18 protein-coding genes are annotated in these 16,012 nt (G+C 55.0%); 10 read left to right on the forward strand and 8 right to left on the reverse strand.

Annotated features, from left to right (window positions below; translation table 11 throughout):
- Window positions 1-82 precede the first annotated feature (82 nt).
- The 3 genes from SMB34_RS00450 to moaE all read left to right on the forward strand — a co-directional run bounded on the left by SMB34_RS00450 (window position 83) and on the right by moaE (window position 2,524).
- Window positions 83-1,333: a uracil-xanthine permease family protein gene (locus SMB34_RS00450; RefSeq protein WP_223304878.1), complete on the forward strand. Its 1,251-nt coding sequence runs from the start codon at window positions 83-85 to the stop codon at window positions 1,331-1,333.
- Window positions 1,334-1,489: 156 nt separating this feature from the next.
- Window positions 1,490-2,041, forward strand: coding sequence for a CDP-diacylglycerol--glycerol-3-phosphate 3-phosphatidyltransferase (gene pgsA, locus SMB34_RS00455; RefSeq protein ID WP_037987084.1), 552 nt, complete (start codon window positions 1,490-1,492; stop codon window positions 2,039-2,041).
- A 24-nt stretch (window positions 2,042-2,065) separates the two neighbouring features.
- Window positions 2,066-2,524 (forward strand): molybdopterin synthase catalytic subunit MoaE, encoded by a 459-nt coding sequence (gene moaE / locus SMB34_RS00460; RefSeq protein ID WP_037987086.1) that lies wholly within the window; start codon window positions 2,066-2,068, stop codon window positions 2,522-2,524.
- On the opposite strand, the gene SMB34_RS00465 is transcribed toward moaE, so the two are convergent.
- The 4 genes from SMB34_RS00465 to metX form a co-directional block, all read right to left on the reverse strand.
- Complete coding sequence (locus tag SMB34_RS00465; protein ID WP_037987088.1) at window positions 2,521-2,811, reverse strand: hypothetical protein; 291 nt, start codon at window positions 2,809-2,811, stop codon at window positions 2,521-2,523. The genes moaE and SMB34_RS00465 overlap by 4 nt on opposite strands.
- A 10-nt stretch (window positions 2,812-2,821) precedes the next feature.
- Window positions 2,822-3,691, reverse strand: a complete 870-nt coding sequence (locus SMB34_RS00470; protein WP_037987090.1) for a hypothetical protein — start codon at window positions 3,689-3,691, stop codon at window positions 2,822-2,824.
- Between the two features lie 87 nt (window positions 3,692-3,778).
- Window positions 3,779-4,423 carry a methionine biosynthesis protein MetW gene (metW, locus tag SMB34_RS00475; protein WP_051682054.1) on the reverse strand — a complete coding sequence of 215 codons (645 nt, stop codon included), beginning with the start codon at window positions 4,421-4,423 and terminating at the stop codon, window positions 3,779-3,781.
- 3 nt (window positions 4,424-4,426) lie between these two features.
- Window positions 4,427-5,587: a homoserine O-acetyltransferase MetX gene (gene metX / locus SMB34_RS00480; protein ID WP_007091998.1), complete on the reverse strand. Its 1,161-nt coding sequence runs from the start codon at window positions 5,585-5,587 to the stop codon at window positions 4,427-4,429.
- A gap of 177 nt (window positions 5,588-5,764) precedes the next feature.
- On the opposite strand from metX, the gene SMB34_RS00485 reads away from it, so the two are divergent.
- The 6 genes from SMB34_RS00485 (at window position 5,765) to SMB34_RS00510 (ending at window position 11,286) form a co-directional block, all read left to right on the forward strand.
- Entirely contained in the window at window positions 5,765-6,658 is an 894-nt protein-coding gene (locus tag SMB34_RS00485; RefSeq protein WP_007091999.1) for a chorismate mutase, read from the forward strand.
- A gap of 53 nt (window positions 6,659-6,711) precedes the next feature.
- Window positions 6,712-7,809, forward strand: coding sequence for a histidinol-phosphate transaminase (hisC, locus tag SMB34_RS00490; protein ID WP_037987092.1), 1,098 nt, complete (start codon window positions 6,712-6,714; stop codon window positions 7,807-7,809).
- A gap of 1 nt (window position 7,810) precedes the next feature.
- The gene (locus SMB34_RS00495) at window positions 7,811-8,776 is read left to right on the forward strand and encodes a prephenate/arogenate dehydrogenase family protein (protein WP_037987094.1); all 966 of its coding nucleotides are present in this window, start codon (window positions 7,811-7,813) and stop codon (window positions 8,774-8,776) included.
- 89 nt (window positions 8,777-8,865) lie between these two features.
- Window positions 8,866-9,747, forward strand: coding sequence for a DMT family transporter (locus tag SMB34_RS00500; protein WP_037987454.1), 882 nt, complete (start codon window positions 8,866-8,868; stop codon window positions 9,745-9,747).
- 43 nt (window positions 9,748-9,790) lie between these two features.
- A complete protein-coding gene (locus SMB34_RS00505) occupies window positions 9,791-10,351 on the forward strand; it encodes a gamma-glutamylcyclotransferase (RefSeq protein ID WP_007092003.1) in 561 nt (186 codons plus the stop codon).
- On the forward strand, window positions 10,351-11,286 hold the full coding sequence (locus SMB34_RS00510) for a DMT family transporter (protein ID WP_037987096.1): 936 nt from the start codon (window positions 10,351-10,353) through the stop codon (window positions 11,284-11,286). Before SMB34_RS00505 ends, SMB34_RS00510 begins: the two co-directional genes overlap by 1 nt.
- A 74-nt stretch (window positions 11,287-11,360) precedes the next feature.
- On the opposite strand, the gene SMB34_RS00515 is transcribed toward SMB34_RS00510, so the two are convergent.
- From SMB34_RS00515 to ftsE, 4 genes are all read right to left on the reverse strand, one after another.
- Window positions 11,361-12,212 (reverse strand): lysophospholipid acyltransferase family protein, encoded by an 852-nt coding sequence (locus tag SMB34_RS00515; RefSeq protein ID WP_037987098.1) that lies wholly within the window; start codon window positions 12,210-12,212, stop codon window positions 11,361-11,363.
- Between the two features lie 72 nt (window positions 12,213-12,284).
- The gene (locus SMB34_RS00520) at window positions 12,285-13,010 is read right to left on the reverse strand and encodes a YdcF family protein (protein WP_051682055.1); all 726 of its coding nucleotides are present in this window, start codon (window positions 13,008-13,010) and stop codon (window positions 12,285-12,287) included.
- Between the two features lie 120 nt (window positions 13,011-13,130).
- Window positions 13,131-14,033 (reverse strand): cell division protein FtsX, encoded by a 903-nt coding sequence (locus tag SMB34_RS00525; RefSeq protein WP_037987101.1) that lies wholly within the window; start codon window positions 14,031-14,033, stop codon window positions 13,131-13,133.
- Between the two features lie 47 nt (window positions 14,034-14,080).
- The gene (gene ftsE, locus SMB34_RS00530; protein ID WP_037987102.1) at window positions 14,081-14,758 is read right to left on the reverse strand and encodes a cell division ATP-binding protein FtsE; all 678 of its coding nucleotides are present in this window, start codon (window positions 14,756-14,758) and stop codon (window positions 14,081-14,083) included.
- A gap of 366 nt (window positions 14,759-15,124) precedes the next feature.
- On the opposite strand from ftsE, the gene SMB34_RS00535 reads away from it, so the two are divergent.
- The gene (locus SMB34_RS00535) at window positions 15,125-15,940 is read left to right on the forward strand and encodes a DUF3426 domain-containing protein (protein ID WP_074624793.1); all 816 of its coding nucleotides are present in this window, start codon (window positions 15,125-15,127) and stop codon (window positions 15,938-15,940) included.
- Window positions 15,941-16,012 lie beyond the last annotated feature (72 nt).

Raw genomic sequence — 16,012 nt, forward strand, 5'->3', positions numbered from 1 at the left:
ACTGGGGTAACGTCTAAAAGTCAGCTTAAGGAAACCGATGCGATATTTTCCTTCCTGGTCTCTGACCCGGTCTTCTACCGTCATGCCTGACGAACGTCTGCCGTGGGGGGCAATGTTCCCGATGGGCTTGCAGCACCTTGTCGCCATGTCGGGTGCCACCATTCTTGGCCCGCTTCTGATGGGGTTTGATCCGAACCTTGCGATCCTGTTTTCGGGGATCGGCACGCTGATCTTCTTTATCTGCACGGCGGGGCGTGTGCCCAGCTATCTGGGATCTTCCTTTGCCTTTATCGCCGTTGTGATTGCCGCGACCGGCTATGCCGGATCTGGCCCCAACCCGGATATCGGTGGCGCGCTTGGCGGTATTATTGCGGCGGGTGCACTTTATGTCGTGATTGGTTTGATCGTCATGGCAACCGGGACGGGCTGGGTTGAAAAACTGATGCCGCCTGCGGTGACGGGGGCGGTGGGGGCGGCCATCGGTCTTAATCTGGCACCCGTCGGGATCAACGGTATTTCCGGCGATAACATGCATATGCTGGTGGCGCTTCTGACATTGCTGTCGGTGGCGATGGTTTCTGTCTATGCACCGGTTTCAGTGCGCCGTGTTTCGATTCTGATCGGGATTCTGGCGGGTTATGTGCTGGTTCTGGTGTTGGGGAACGGGTTTGGCCTGATGCCAGCGATTGACTTTACAGAACTCTCGCAGGCAGCGTGGTTTGGCATGCCATCCTTTGTCGCGCCGCGCTTTGAAAGTTCGGCAATGTTCATGATCGCTCCGGTGGCCTTCATTCTGGTGGCGGAAAACCTCGGTCATATCAAGGCGATTGGTGGCATGACCAAACAGAATATGGACCGTTATATCGGGCGCGGCTTTGTCGGAGATGGTCTGGCAACCATGCTGGCCGGTTCCGGTGGCGGTACGGGGGTGACCACCTATGTTGAAAACATGGGTGTCATGGCGGTAACGCGCGTGTTTTCGACCCTGATCTTTGTGATTGCGGCGGTAATTGCGATTTTACTCGGCTTTTCGCCGAAATTCGGGGCGTTGCTCCATACCATCCCGGGGCCGGTTCTGGGTGGGCTTGGTGTTGCGGTATTTGGACTTATTGCGGCGGCAATGGTGCGCCTTTGGGTGGATAACCGGGTCGATTTTTCCGATCCGCGCAATCTGTTCACCGTTGGTATTACCCTTATTTTCGGGGGCGGCGACTTCACGGTGCAATTTGGTGGTTTCGCGATTGGCGGGATCGGCACGGCGACGCTTGCGGCAATCATTCTTTACCAGTTGCTGAGCATTGGTCGCAAATCATCAGAGGCCCCCGCGGACTGAGGCGTTTGAAACGCAAGGGCGATGTTTCGATTGTTTGACATCTGAAACATCGCCCTTGTTGTCATATATTCAAGACTTTAATAATTGTGCGGTTTGGCTCATAACAGGTCATCCGAAATTTTATTACTGCCGCACATACCCGCAAACAGGCCCCTTATGAAAAACCAGATTCCCAATCTGCTGACATTGTCGCGCATCATCGTGATTCCGGCACTGGTTGCGTCCTTCTATATCAGCGGACCGGTTGGTAATTGGATCGGGTTTGCGCTGTTTGCCTTTGCCGGGGTAACGGACTTTTTTGATGGTTACCTTGCGCGCAGCATGAATGTTGTTTCGCCGCTTGGCCGGTTCCTTGATCCCATTGCGGACAAGCTTCTGGTTGCCGCCGCCCTGATGATGATGGTGGCGTTTGAACGTATTTCCGGTCTGGCTGTTTTGCCGGCTGTGATCATCATGTGCCGGGAAATCATGGTGTCGGGCCTGCGCGAACATCTGGCCGAACTGAAAGTACCGCTGCCGGTGACGGTGCTTGCGAAATGGAAAACCACGGCACAAATCCTTGCCATCGGGTTTCTTCTGGTTGGCGATGCGTCGCCGGACATGATCCCGTCGATCCTGATTGGTGATATCCTGTTATGGATTGCCGGGCTGGTGACGGTTCAGACCGGGTATATCTATCTTCGCACCGGGCTTAAGCATCTCGACTAAGGGCTGCATAGGATAAGGTTCCGCATGGCACGCGTATCCGTTCAGGAAAACGATTTTGATCCGGGCGCCGAACTGGCAGCCCTGACCGATGGCCGTACCGATATCGGGGCGGCGGTCAGTTTCGTCGGACTGGTGCGTGATATTCATGGCGGTGATCAGGTTTCGGCCCTGACCCTTGATCACTATCCGGGGATGACCGAACGCGAACTTGAAAATATCGCCGACGAGGCCGCCAGACGCTGGCCGCTTGATGATGTGCGGATTGTGCATCGGTTCGGCCGTATGTTGCCCGGTGAACGGATTGTCCTGGTGATCACGTTGTCGGCCCATCGTCGCGCAGCGTTCGAAGCCTGCGACTTCATCATGGATTTCCTTAAAACCCGTGCACCCTTCTGGAAACGCGAACAAACCCCCAAAGGCGATCACTGGGTCACAGCGAAGGCATCGGATGATGCCGATGCCGAGCGCTGGAACACGGATTAACCGACAAATTTTGCCAGCAACCCGACAAATTGCAGCAGGGCTGTCTGGATTTGGGCGGCATCGTCAATCCGGTCTTTAAGGTTCTTCATCTCGGTTATATCCGCATCGGTAATTGCCGATGCATTCCGGATCAGTCGCTTGGCCTGAAGCGCTATAAGCTGATCGGCGGCCTTGTTGCGCGTTTCGGCCATCACGAGTTTTTCGTTGATGTCGGCTGCCTGATAGGCTGCGTCAATTTCAACAAAGCTGTTTTTGGCCGCACGGATCAATTCATCAAGATTGTTCATGGGAATCTCCCTATTGTGCCGGTGTGGCTGTTGTGCTGTCGGTTGCGGTCTCAAACAGATTGCGGCCCTCGGCGACAAGTTCCGTTGGGGACAGGCTGCGCACTTTTCCGGCCAGTGTTATGCCTTGTTCGGCAGCCCCGATCAGGGCATTTACATCCAGCTTGGCGTAATTATCGATCTGCGTTTGCAAATGTCTGCCTAACGCAGATGCCGCCATGAAACTGCGCAATGTATGTGCCTGAAGCAGTTTTTCTTCGGCCATCAAAGCGTTCCAGTCCTGCCACCAGATTTGCAGACGCAGTGATTTGGCATCGTCATCATCGTTCGGTTCGGAACGGATTTTGTTCAAATCGGCAATCAGTGTGCCACGGCGCACCAGAAATTGCGGCGGGTCTTTGGCCAGATCGCTGGTGATGGCGTCAAGCTGATTGCGTAGTTTTTCAAGGATCGGACCGGAATCCGTTACCGCCGATGCCCCAAGTGCCGATCCGGCTTCGATCTGATCGAAAATCGCGACAAATTGCTGATACTGGTTTCGCAGGCTGGCCAGTGTCTTTTGCCATTGTTGCGCAACATTCGGATCGATTTTAACCGCATCCGGATCAAGCAGGGTGGGCAGATTGGATGGCGTCACCTTGCCTGTGAAGGCTTCCATATTCGCGATGAATTCCGATTGCCGGGTGTTTTGCGATTTTGGCGATGGCGCAAATTGCGCGGTCTGTGCCGTGCCATAGGCATCAAAGGCATCCTCGGTCGCGCTGCCAAACTGGGTGACCGTGATTTTCAGGGTTTCGGCCTTTTGCGAACAGGCGGCCAAGAGCCCGATGCCAATAATCAGAACTGCCTTGCGTGTGAATTGGTAGATCGATGAAACTGCCATAACGTCCCCATCACGTGATCATGCTCGTCATCTGACGTGGATGGGGGGCAATTGTGATGGCAAAAATGACAAAGGCGTTGGCAGGAACTACTTGCTCAGCATGAAAAGCGCCTGATTGCCAAAGAAATTGGCAAGCCGTGAATGGCTATCCAGACTGACTTTCGATCCGCTTTCATTCAGCACCATCGACCGTTCGATTTTAAAGCCGCATTCATCACAAAGGGCCACAAAATCCCGGACGGTACAAAAATGGATGTTCGGAGTTTCGTACCACATGATCGGCAGGTTCGGGTTTTGCGGCATGCGCCCGCGGAACATCAAATCAAACCGCGCACGCCAGTGACCGAAATTCGGGAAGGAAACGATGGCTTTCTGACCGATGCGAAGCAGTTCAGTCAGAACCTGTTTCGGGCGGTTGGTCGCCTGCAATGTCTGGCTGAGGATGGCGTAATCAAACGCCCCGTCGGGATAATCGCCAAGATCACGATCCGCATCGCCCTGCATCACCGGAAGACCCTGTGCCACGCAATTGCGCACCCCTTCGTTGGAAAGCTCAAGCCCGCGGCCATCAACATTTTTGCTGCGCGTCAGATAACCCAGCAATTCACCATCGCCGCACCCGATATCAAGCACACGGGTGCCGGGTTCGACCATATCGGCAATAACCTGCAAATCGACACGAATGCGATCATTCGGAATAACGCCGCTGCCATTGGGTAAAGAGTGATTCATAACCTATTTCAATCCCCGGATTTCAGCAGCGCCTTCGATAAAGCCGCTTAACACCATATGGAAATCCGGCTCGTCGAGCAGGAAGGCATCATGCCCCTTGTCGCTTTCGATTTCCACACAACTGACATTGCACGATGACGCATTCAATGCGTGGGCAAGCTGGCGGCTTTCGGCGGTGGTAAAGCACCAGTCGCTGGAAAACGAAATGACGCAGAAACGGGTTTTGCAGCCAACGAAGGCTTCGCCAAGGCGGCCTTCGGCATCGGCGGACAGATCGAAGTAATCCATCGCCCGCGTGATATAGAGATAGCTGTTGGCATCAAACCGGTCGACAAAGCTTTTGCCCTGATGGCGCAAATAGCTTTCGATCTGGAAATCATGATCGAAGCTATAGGTAATCGCGCCGCGGTTCTGAAGCTTGCGGCCGAATTTGCGATGCAGGGCCGGTTGCGACAGATAGGTGATGTGCGCGGTCATCCGCGCCACGGCCAGCCCGCGGGAAGGTTTTTTGCCTTCCAGCAGGTAATTGCCCCCGCACCAGTCCGGATCGGCCATGACCGCCTGACGCCCGACTTCGTGAAACGCGATGTTTTGCGCCGAATGGCGGAAGCTGGTTGCAATCGGCGCGGCGGCAAAAACGCGATGGGAATAGCTTTTGCACCATTCAAGAACCTGCATGCCGCCCATCGAGCCGCCAATAACCGCAAACAGGGTATCGATGCCCAATGCATCGATCAGCATGGTCTGCGCACGCACCATATCGGCAATCGTGATCACCGGGAAATCAAGGCCCCAGGGCTTGCCGGTAGCCGGGTTGATTTCCTTGGGCCCGGTGCTTCCCAGGCAACCGCCAATCACGTTCGAACAAATGACGAAATATTTGTTGGTATCGATGATTTTGCCCGGCCCGACGATTTCACGCCACCAGCCTTCCTTGCCCGTGATCGGGTGGACTTCATCGGCGACATACTGATCGCCGGTCAAGGCGTGGCAAACCAGAATGGCGTTGGTTTTGTCGGCGTTAAGTTCACCATATGTCTGATAGGCAATGGTGAACGGCCCGAATTCGATGCCGCTATCAAGACGCAGCTTTTCCGTTTCCCCAAGGACCATGTGATGGCCGGGAAGTTTGCTGCGCTGATTTGTGCTGGCGGCGGTCGACATGAATGTCCGTTTCCCTTGGATTAGGTTGTTTTTGTCGCAAGCAGGGCTGGCTGTTCCTTGGCATCAAAGAAAACAAGCCTGTTCTAGCTAGGAATAGACCGGGATTTAGTCAATCTTTTCTTTGCTTTTCGGGTGCCCTGTCCTAATACTGGGCCCCGTTTGACAAAAGAGCGGATCATGGCGCAAAGCGACGAAAATTTAGCAAATCTTGACCTGAACGGGCTGAGGGCGGAAATCGATGATATCGATCAGGCACTGCAATCCCTGATCATTCGGCGCACCAAGGTTGTGCAGGCAGTCGGGGCCTATAAGGACCGGGTGATTGCGGCCGGTGGCAAGGTCAAGGTGCCGTATCGTCCGGCACGTGAAGCCCGTATCATGCGTACACTGGTTGATCGTCACGATGGTGCCTTTCCGAAAACGGCCCTGATCCAGATCTGGCGCGAAATGATAGCTGCCGGAACGCGCCTTGAAGCCCCTTATACGGTCGCCCTTTGCCGCAATGCCGACGGGGTGGATTGCTGGGAACTTGCGCGCCTTAACTTTGGCTGCCTGAACGAAATCGTCGAATTCGATACACCGCGCGAAGCATTTTATGCCCTTGAAGAAGGCCGTGCGGCGGTCGGAGTGTTCCCGAAACCCGAACTTGGCGAAGCACAGCCATGGTGGACCTTGTTGTCCGATGACAGCCCGGTGCGCATTGTCTCGAAGCTGCCATTTGGCGGACGTCCGGTCGGACGGGGTGAGCAGACCGAAGGATTTGTCCTTGCGGCAATCGAGCTTGAAGAAAGCGGTGATGATCGCACGCTGTTTATCGTCAGCCTGCCAAACGAGATTTCGATGGATACGGCGCGCAAAAAAATTGCGAATGGCATCGATGGATCGGCAATCCTTGGCTTTTCTGCCGATGAAACCGGTGATCGACGTTTTGTTCTTGTTGATGTGCCGGGATTCTTTTGTAATCGCGCCGAAGCGTTTCAGCGTGCACTGACCGATCAGGGACTTGATCCCGAAGGGCTCAGTGTTGTCGGTGCCTATGGCGTGCCGATTCCTGAAGACGCGCTGAGTTGATAATACCGGTCGGTTGATTGTCACCGGCCCTGCCCACTGGGAGAAACTAGGAAATGTCTGCGCCCACCCCACGTCCCGGCATTCTTGATATTGCGCCTTATGTTGGCGGCAAGTCGCGCACCGATGGTGCAACCCGCGTGATCAAGCTTTCATCGAACGAAGGCGCGCTTGGTCCGAGCCCCAAGGCCATCGAGGCGCTCCGCAAGTCGGCTGAAAAGCTGCATCGCTATCCCGATGGCGGTTGCGAGGCGCTCCGCAACAAGCTGGCCGAGAAATACAATATTGAAGCCGATCAGATTGTCTGCGGTGCCGGCTCGGACGAGTTGATCACCCTTCTGATCCGTGCCTATGCGGGTCCGGGGGATGAAGTGCTGTATTCGCAGCATGGCTTCCTGATGTATCCGATTGCGGCCAAGGGTGTCGGTGCGGTTCCGGTGACAGCAGCCGAAACCAACATGACCACCAGCGTTGATGCGCTGCTGGCGGCAGTGACGGAAAAAACCAAAATCGTTTTTGTCGCGAACCCGAACAATCCGACGGGGACCTACATCAATGATGCGGAAATGAAACGCCTGCGTGATGGTCTGCGCGAAGATATCGTTCTGGTCGTTGACGCGGCGTACGCCGAATTCATGACCGGGCAGGAAGATTATTCCGCCGGTGAAGAACTGGTGCGTGCCGGTAAAAATACCGTCATGACCCGCACATTTTCCAAGATTTATGGTCTTGGCGGCATTCGTCTTGGCTGGTGCTATGCGCCGGTTGATATTGCCGACGTTCTGCAACGCCTGCGCAATCCGTTTAACGTTGCCCTTCCGACGCAGGAAGCCGGTCTTGCGGCACTTGATGATGATGAATTCGTCAATGCCTGCGTGCGTCACAATGCCGAAACACTGGCGTGGTTCCGCGATCAGGTGAACGCGATTGACGGGCTGATCGCCCATCCGAGCTATGGCAACTTTGTTCTGGTCGAATTCCCCAAGGCAGAAGGCAAGAACGCCGATGCTGCCAATGATTTCATGATGGCACAGGGCATTATTCCGCGCAAAATCGGTGCTTATGGCCTGCCGCAGATGTTGCGTATTTCGATTGGTACGAAGGAAGAAATGGAAATCTGCCTTCAGGCGATCAAAGACTTTGTGAACAGGTAAAATGACCAACACCGCATCCGAACCGCTTTTTGATACCGTTGCTTTTATCGGCATGGGGCTGATTGGCTCGTCACTTGCCCGTCGCATTCTGCGCGATGGTCTGGCGAAAAAGATCACCTGTGCCGTGCGTTCCGAAGCCACCCGTGACCGGGTGCTTGAACTTGGTATCGCCGATGCAGCCTATTGCGACATCAAGGAAGCGGTTAAGGATGCCGATCTGGTGATGATCTGTGCGCCGGTGGGGGCCAATGAAGCCATCGGCGCACAGCTTGCCGGAAACCTTAAAAAGGGTGCGATTGTTTCCGACGTCGGGTCGGTCAAACAGGCGGTCATTCGTGACATTGCGCCGCATCTTGACGAAGGCGTCTCGTTCGTGCCGGGCCATCCTTTGGCCGGGACCGAACATTCCGGACCGGATTCCGGTTTTCCCGAACTGTTCGAAGGCCGGTGGTGCATCCTGACCCCGATTCCGGGTGAAAAGGAAAGTGCGACGGCACGCGTGCAGGCTCTTTGGGAAGCATGTGGCATGAAGGTTGAGTGCATGGATGCCGATCATCATGATCGCATTCTTGGCATCACATCGCATCTGCCGCATCTGATCGCCTATACCATCGTCGGGACGGCAACCGATCTTGAAGATGCACTGCGTCAGGAAGTCATCAAGTTTTCCGCATCGGGTTTCCGTGATTTCACCCGTATTGCCGCATCCGACCCGACGATGTGGCGCGACGTGTTTTTGAACAACCGCGAAGCGGTCCTTGAGGTTCTTGGCCGTTTTCAGGAAGATTTGATGGCGTTGCAACGCGCGATCCGCTGGGGCGAGGGTGAAAAACTGTTCGACCTGTTCAGCCGTACGCGTGAAATCCGCCGTGGTATTGTCGATGCCGGGCAGTATTTCACCAATTTCTCGGCCGAAGGTGAAGACCGCCAAAGCGACGCCAAGGGCAAAAACAAGACCGATAAATAATCAATTTTCACGGTTTGCAAATGGCAGGCCGTCGTCGGGCGGAAAGATGCGCCCCAAACAGCATCTTTCGCCGGAAAAAGGGGAACGTCATGCCTGCCACCGATCATCCGGCTTTTGCACGGATTATGCCGTTCGTGTTTGTGTTCCTCTGGAGCACGGGCTTTGTTGGCGCAAAGTTCGGACTTCCCTATGCCGACCCGTTTACCTTTCTGTTTGCCCGTTTCGCCATTGTGATTGTTCTGATGGTGCCGGTGATTTCGTTGCTAGGTGCCAAATGGCCTAAAAGCTGGCGGCAGGTTGCCCATATCAGCACGACCGGTGTTCTTGTCCACGGGATTTATCTGGGCGGTGTTTTCTGGGCAATTGATACGGGGCTTCCGTCGGGTTTGGCGGCCTTGATCGTCGGATTGCAGCCGGTCGTGACCGCATCGGTCGTCGGTGCCCTTCTTGGGGAACGTGTCAGTGGACGCCAGTGGGCGGGGCTTGTTCTTGGCCTGATCGGTGTGGCGTTGGTGCTGGTGCCCAAAATCGGTGATGGGATCGGTATTACGGCCTTTGGCATCGGGCTTGCCATCATGGCACTGTTTGGCATGACGGCCGGGACGCTTTATCAGAAGAGGTTCTGCACGGGCATGGACCTGATGAGCGGTACGGTTATCCAGTATGTTGCCGCCGCGGCTTTTGTCGGGGTGGTTGCCCTGATCAAGGAACCCTTGGTGATCGAATGGAGCATGAACTTCATTCTTGCGATGGCGTGGCTGGTTCTGGTGTTGTCAATCGGCGCGATCATGCTTCTGATGGTTTTGATCAAGCAGGGCGAGGCAACCCGGGTTGCAAGCATGTTCTACCTTGTCCCGCCCACGGCTGCCTTCTTTGCCTGGCTGCTTTTTGATGAACATCTGGGCATGCTCGGCTTTGCCGGATTTGCAATTGCCGCACTTGGGGTGGCATTGGTGATGGTGAAACGCTAGGTTCAGAACCGGACATAAAACGCCAGCATGACCGGAGGAAATTTTGACTGAGCCCCAGGAAAGATGGGTATTTGGATATGGATCGCTGCTGTGGCGTCCGGGCTTCGAATTTGAAGAACGGGCACGCGCGACGCTGCGTGGCTATCACCGGTCCTTTTGCATCTATTCCCATCATTATCGCGGCACACCGGAAAATCCGGGGCTGGTTCTGGGGCTGAATGTTGGCGGGGAATGTGTCGGGAACGCGTTTCGGATCGCGCCGGACAACTGGCCGCTGGTCAAGGCCTATCTTGATGAACGTGAACTGGTGACCAACACCTATATTCCCGCCGATGTCGAGGTCGAGCTTGCCGACGGACGCAAGGTGATCGCGCACACCTATGTCGCCGATCCAACGCATGAACAGTTTGCCGGAAACCTGCCGGTGCGAACGGCAGTTGAAATCATTGTTGCGGCACATGGCAATATTGGCCCGAACCTGGAATATCTTGAAAACACGGTCTGCCATCTTGACGAGATGGGAATTGTCGACCCGCCGTTGCACGATCTGATGGATCTGGTGCGCCGCGAATACGGTGAAATCAATATGGGAGCCGGAATCTAATGTCGGACGCCACCACAACGTCCAAAGGTGCCAATGCCCCATTGATGGCCGCCTATCTGATGCTGGTTGCCTGCGCGATGATGTGGGGGTCAAACCATGTCGTTGCACGCGGGGTGAATGCCACGGTGCCGCTTGAAGCATTGGCGTTCTGGCGTTGGGTTGTGGCCGCCGTATTATTGTTTCCGGTTTGTATTCCGCACCTTAAACGCGATCTGAGGCTGATGGCCGATCATAAAATGTCGATGTTCCTGATCGGAACAACCGGCGTTTTCATGTTTTCAATCGTCATTTATCTGGCGGCTTACAACACAACGGCGGTCAATACCGGGCTTCTCAATGCGACAACCCCGGTCTGGGTTCTGTTATTTGCAGCGGTGCTTACGGCCGATAAACCCAAGCTTGGCCAGTGGGCCGGTGTGCTGATTGCCGGTGTCGGGACGGCGGTGATCATTGCTAAAGGCGACTTTTCGGTCTTTGCCGAGATGAACTTTGTCTCGGGCGATCTGTTTGCGATGATTTCAGCCATGGTCTGGGCGGCATACTCGATGCTTTTGAAACGTGCCCCCAAAGGGGTCCATCCACTAAGCCTCGTGTTTGTTTCGGCCCTGATCGGGTTGGTGTTCCTGACTCCGCTTTATATCTGGTCGGTGACTGTTCGCAATGAGCCGTTCTTTACCCATCTTGATCCGGCATGGCCCGATATGCTCAAGATTTTCTATATCGGCGCGGGGCCCGCTTTTTTGGGCTATCTGTTCTGGAACAAGGGGGTTGCGGTTGTCGGCCCGGCAAATGCCGGTGTGTTTCTGTATCTGATGCCGGTTTTTGCCAGCATCCTTGCCATCATCTTTTTGGGCGAGGAATTGCACATTTACCATCTGGGCGGGATCACATTGATTGCCTTTGGCATCTGGCAGGCAACACGCCGGAAAGCATAAAAGCTGCCGGACGGATAGAATCGAAAAGGCCGGATCAAACTCCGGCCTTTTGGGTGTTCGAACGATCCGTATGATCAGGACGGCGTTTTTTCCTGGTCGACGGATTTCATCGGAATCGCGGTTTTGGCTTCCTGCTGTTCGGCTTCGGCTTTTTCTCGGGCTTCCTCGATCTCGACGTCACGTGATGTCAGGGTCGGCAGATTAAACTCGGCCTGTGCTTCGCGTTCAAGTTCCCGCGTGCGGTCATCAATCCTGCTTTTGATCGTTTTCATAAATGTTTTGCGATCCAGATCCGGCTCAATCGCGGGCAGGAATTCCATGGTGACCTCGCCACCGTATTTCATGAAGCTGTGACGTCCCCAGAACATGCCGGAATTGATGGCAACCGGAATGACCGGCGTATTGGGGAACGCCTTGTATAGCGCATAAATACCGGGATGATACGGCCGATCCGAACCGGGCGGTGTGCGGGTTCCTTCGGGGAAGATTACGATCTGCCTGCCGTCCTCAAGCGCACGTTCGGCACCCTTGATCATGTCTTTCAGGGCGGATGATCCAGCCGATCTGTCGACCGCAATCTGCCCGGAAAACAACAGGAACTGCCCCATCAACGGAATGCGGGTCAGTTCCTTTTTCAGGATATAGGCCGGGTCAGGCACGACCGTGTGAAAGGTCAGGGTTTCCCACGCAGACTGATGTTTGGCAACCAGAATACAGGGGCCTTTGGGCAGGTTTTCAAGGCCGCGAATACGTTTATACATGCCAACAGAGATGGCCAACGCGCCTTGCGTCAAATGACACCACATATGTCCAACAAGCTGATTGGCCTTGCGACCAAACGGCATCAGGGGAACCATACAAATGCAAAGTGCTGTTGTACCGGCGAAAAACAACACGTTAAACAAAAACGCGCGCAGGGCTCTCATGCAGACAGATCCTTCAAACACTTAGTCAAAGGGTTTGTAACAGTTATACGACACGAGTGAAACGCTGTATCTTCAACCCGATTTCTGTGCCGGGCGATTTGATGCGGAATAATCCTGTCCGGAGGGTTCTGGTGTCGGGGCGGGGCCATGCAGGTTGGCGCGATCACCGTCTGGCAGCAGCCGCAGGATATAGTTCCTGAGGCTGGCAAACAGGAATTTGTTATATTCGCTTGCGATCAGGCTGGCGCTTCCCGGCCACCGCCACCAGCTGTCGACCTTGACGTTATCGGGGAACACCGGGTGGGCGATGATTTCGACATCGGGCATCAGGCTGCGAAATTCCAGAAGCGACCTCGGCATGTGATAGTTTGCCGTGACGATGCGCAGGCTTTTATAGCCTTCCTCATACACCCAAACCGCCGTTTCCAGGGCATTGCCGCGGGTGTTTTCCGCAACATGACCCAGAACCACACAGCATGAAACCAGCCGGGGATCGGCTTTGCCTGCCGATAGAAGCTCGTCGACTTCAACCCCGCGATAGACGCCGGAAATAAACAGTTTTCTGGCAAGCTGGCGGGTCAGAAGACGGCGCCCTTCCGAAAGCCGTTCACTGCCACCGGTCAGAACAACGATGGCGTCAGTCTTGCGATCAGGTTCATCAACCGCGGTTGGAATGATGTCGACATACCAGATAAAGCCACCCGCCCAGACCAGCCCCAGCAGGATCAGGGTCGATAGCAAAAACCGGAACCGGCGAAAGCGTCGTCGGTGCTGAACGGAAAGGGGCGGCCTATTCATATGATTGGGCCTGACGGGACGCTGGCATGCGACGGGGCTCTCCTTTTGGGACAAGGTCATGATCCGAAACAGTAAATGATCACGACGCTGCAGGCCGACTATACGGAGGAGTGAGGCAGGTTACAACATTCTGCGCAAGACACGCAGCACAGTTCTTTTGGCCGTCATCTGTGCGACACCGGCGACCACGAACGGAATGGCGATGATGATGCCGATGAAAAGCGGGCTGAAAACCAGTGTCGGAATCGGCCATCCCGCCCGCATGCCAAGCCACGCGATCACACCCGAAACCGGCAGGGCGATCAGAAGGCCGATCAATGCCCCGAAAAATGCCAGCCGCAGGTTATGGCGGGCAAACTGGCCCGCGATATAGGAATCCTGTGCCCCGATCAGATGCAGCAATTCAATGATCGTCCGATGGATTGAAAGACCCGAACGTGTGGCAAAAACAACCGACAGCATCGTTGCCCCAAACAGCACGACGATTAACGCCATCAATGCCAGTTCCACCGAAAAGGCAACATCGGCAATCCGTTCTATCCAGATGCGATGATCATCCAGAACGGCTTCGGGGGCGATTTCACCCAGACGGCGTTCAAGCATATCGAAATTAAACCCGGTTTCCGGGGTGATTTCGATAATGCGCGGGATCGGTAATTCGCTGACGATTTCATCGGGGCCAAGCCACGGTTCAAGAAGGGCCGACATGGTTTCGGGGCTGAGTTCCTCGATCCGGGAGATGCCGGGCATGTCGGCGAGCTGTTCGATAATATCGTCAACGGTTGCCTGCAAAGCCTGTTCGCGTTCTTCGGGGGCGCGATCCGCCATGCCGGTCGGGGGAACCTGTATCGAAAGGCTGCCTTCGATCTGACCGGACCATTTGCCGACACTGTCATGCAGGGCCGCCAGGCCAACGATCGAAAACGTCAGCAAGGCCACCATCAATGCGACGATGCTTGGCAAAAAGCGCGTCGATGAGTCGCTATCAAGTGGCAGATGTGACGGTTGCGAACGAAAAGCCATGATCGATTTTGGGTCCTGTCTGAGCCAGTTGCCGTCGGTTTGGTCGGTTACGCGCTATGCGTGATGTCGTGCAGCGTGCCGGCCTCAAGCAGCCATTGATTATGGCCAAAACGACGCACAAGTTGCCGGTTATGGGTGGCGATCAGCACCGTGGTGCCAAGTTTGTTCAGTTCTTCAAAAAGATATAACAGCCGCATGGCGATCCGGTCATCAACGTTGCCGGTCGGCTCGTCAGCCAGAAGCAGGGCCGGGCGGCCGATAACCGCGCGCGCGATGGCAACGCGTTGCTGCTGCCCGCCGGAAAGCCGCGATGGAACCGCATTGATCTGATCACCAAGGCCGACCCATTCGAGAAGTTCGGTCACATTTTTGCGGATTTGCAGATCCTCGACCCCGGCGACGCGAAGCGGCAGGGCGACATTTTCAAAAGTCGTCAAATGATTGATCAGGCGGAAGTCCTGAAACACCACGCCGATCTTGCGGCGGATGGCGGGCAGTTCGTCGCGCGGAATGCGGATATTGTCGCGTCCGAAAATATTGATCTCGCCGCGTGTCTGGCGCAGGGCAAGATAGAGCAGGCGCATCAATGTCGATTTGCCCGCACCAGAAGCCCCGGTCAGGAAATGAAAGCTGCCACGATGCAGGGTAAAGTTCAGATCGCGCAGAATCTCCGGCCCGGATTCATAGCGGACACCCACATTCCTGAAACTTACGACTTCAGTCAAAACTTGCGCTCCATATCGCAGCACGACGTATCAGACCCGACATAACATGATAATGATGGGGCCGCTTGAACAATTGCAAAAGTCCGATTTGGCTGATCCCAAAGTGGGTATCATTATAGATTGGCCGAAAATATGACGACTTAAACAGTTCTTCGGATGTCATCTAAGCACCATATGTGCAATGCTGTGCCATCCAAATTGGGGCAGCTTCAGTTATCTGTGCTTAACAGTCTGTTAAATCGCCGCTATTTACATATAGTGTAGGTTCTGCCCTACACCGGCGAATTCGGGGGATCGTCGGAAATCACTCAGGTTATGGCCGTGCCCCGGGTTTCATGCCGCTGACATCGAGATGCCAGGTTTGCAATGATCATTACTTGCCCAGATTGTTCAAAAAAATACTCTGTGAAAACAGAGGCGATCGGCCCAAAGGGCAGAACCGTACGCTGCAAAAACTGCGGCAATAGCTGGCATCAGGACCCGCCGGGAATGAAAACCCCGTCGCCAGCGCAGGAAAACAAGCTGCCGCCGCCTTTCGATCAGGATGGCGCGCTTGGTGCCGATTTCAATGCCGATCAGATGCCAGGTCAGGTTGATCCCGGTTTCGAGGATGCGGACAAAATTCCCGATCCGCCCCCCATCCCGCAGCAGCTGATTCGCAACAATCCGAAACCGCCTGCGAAATCGAAAAAGGGTGTGATTGGCTGGATCCTGTTCTTCCTGATCCTTGGCGGGATTGGTGCAGGCGGATATTTTGCCAAAGATATCCTGATCAATCTGTGGCCGCCGATTGCCAAGGTCTATGACATGGTCGGGCTTGATGTACCCCATGTTGGCGAAGGCCTTGATATTCGGGAATTGCCGCCGACTCGCGAAGAGGAAGACGGTGTTGACGTTCTTGTCGTTCGCGCCGAGATCGTCAATATAGATGAGATCGACCGGGCGTTGCCCTATCTGCTGATCGAGCTTCTTGATCCGCTGGATCGTGTGGTTCAGCGCAAAAAAGTGCCGCTGATCTATGACGAAAGTGCGGTGCAGGGCGGCGCGGACATGCCGATGGAAGCCCAGATGCTGCCGGTTGGCGAAACCATGACGGTCGAAACCAAAATCCGTCGTCCGAACCCGACAGCAACCCGTTTGCAGGTCACATTCCTTGACCCGCGCGAGGCGGTCGAACCCTGACCGGTTTGATCTGAAAATGACAAGGGCAGCGATCCGTCGCTGCCCTTTTTTGTGGTCGTTCGCAAAGAGTCC

This window comes from Thalassospira permensis NBRC 106175 (genome assembly GCF_000714555.1).
Classification (GTDB): Bacteria; Pseudomonadota; Alphaproteobacteria; order Rhodospirillales; family Thalassospiraceae; genus Thalassospira; species Thalassospira xiamenensis.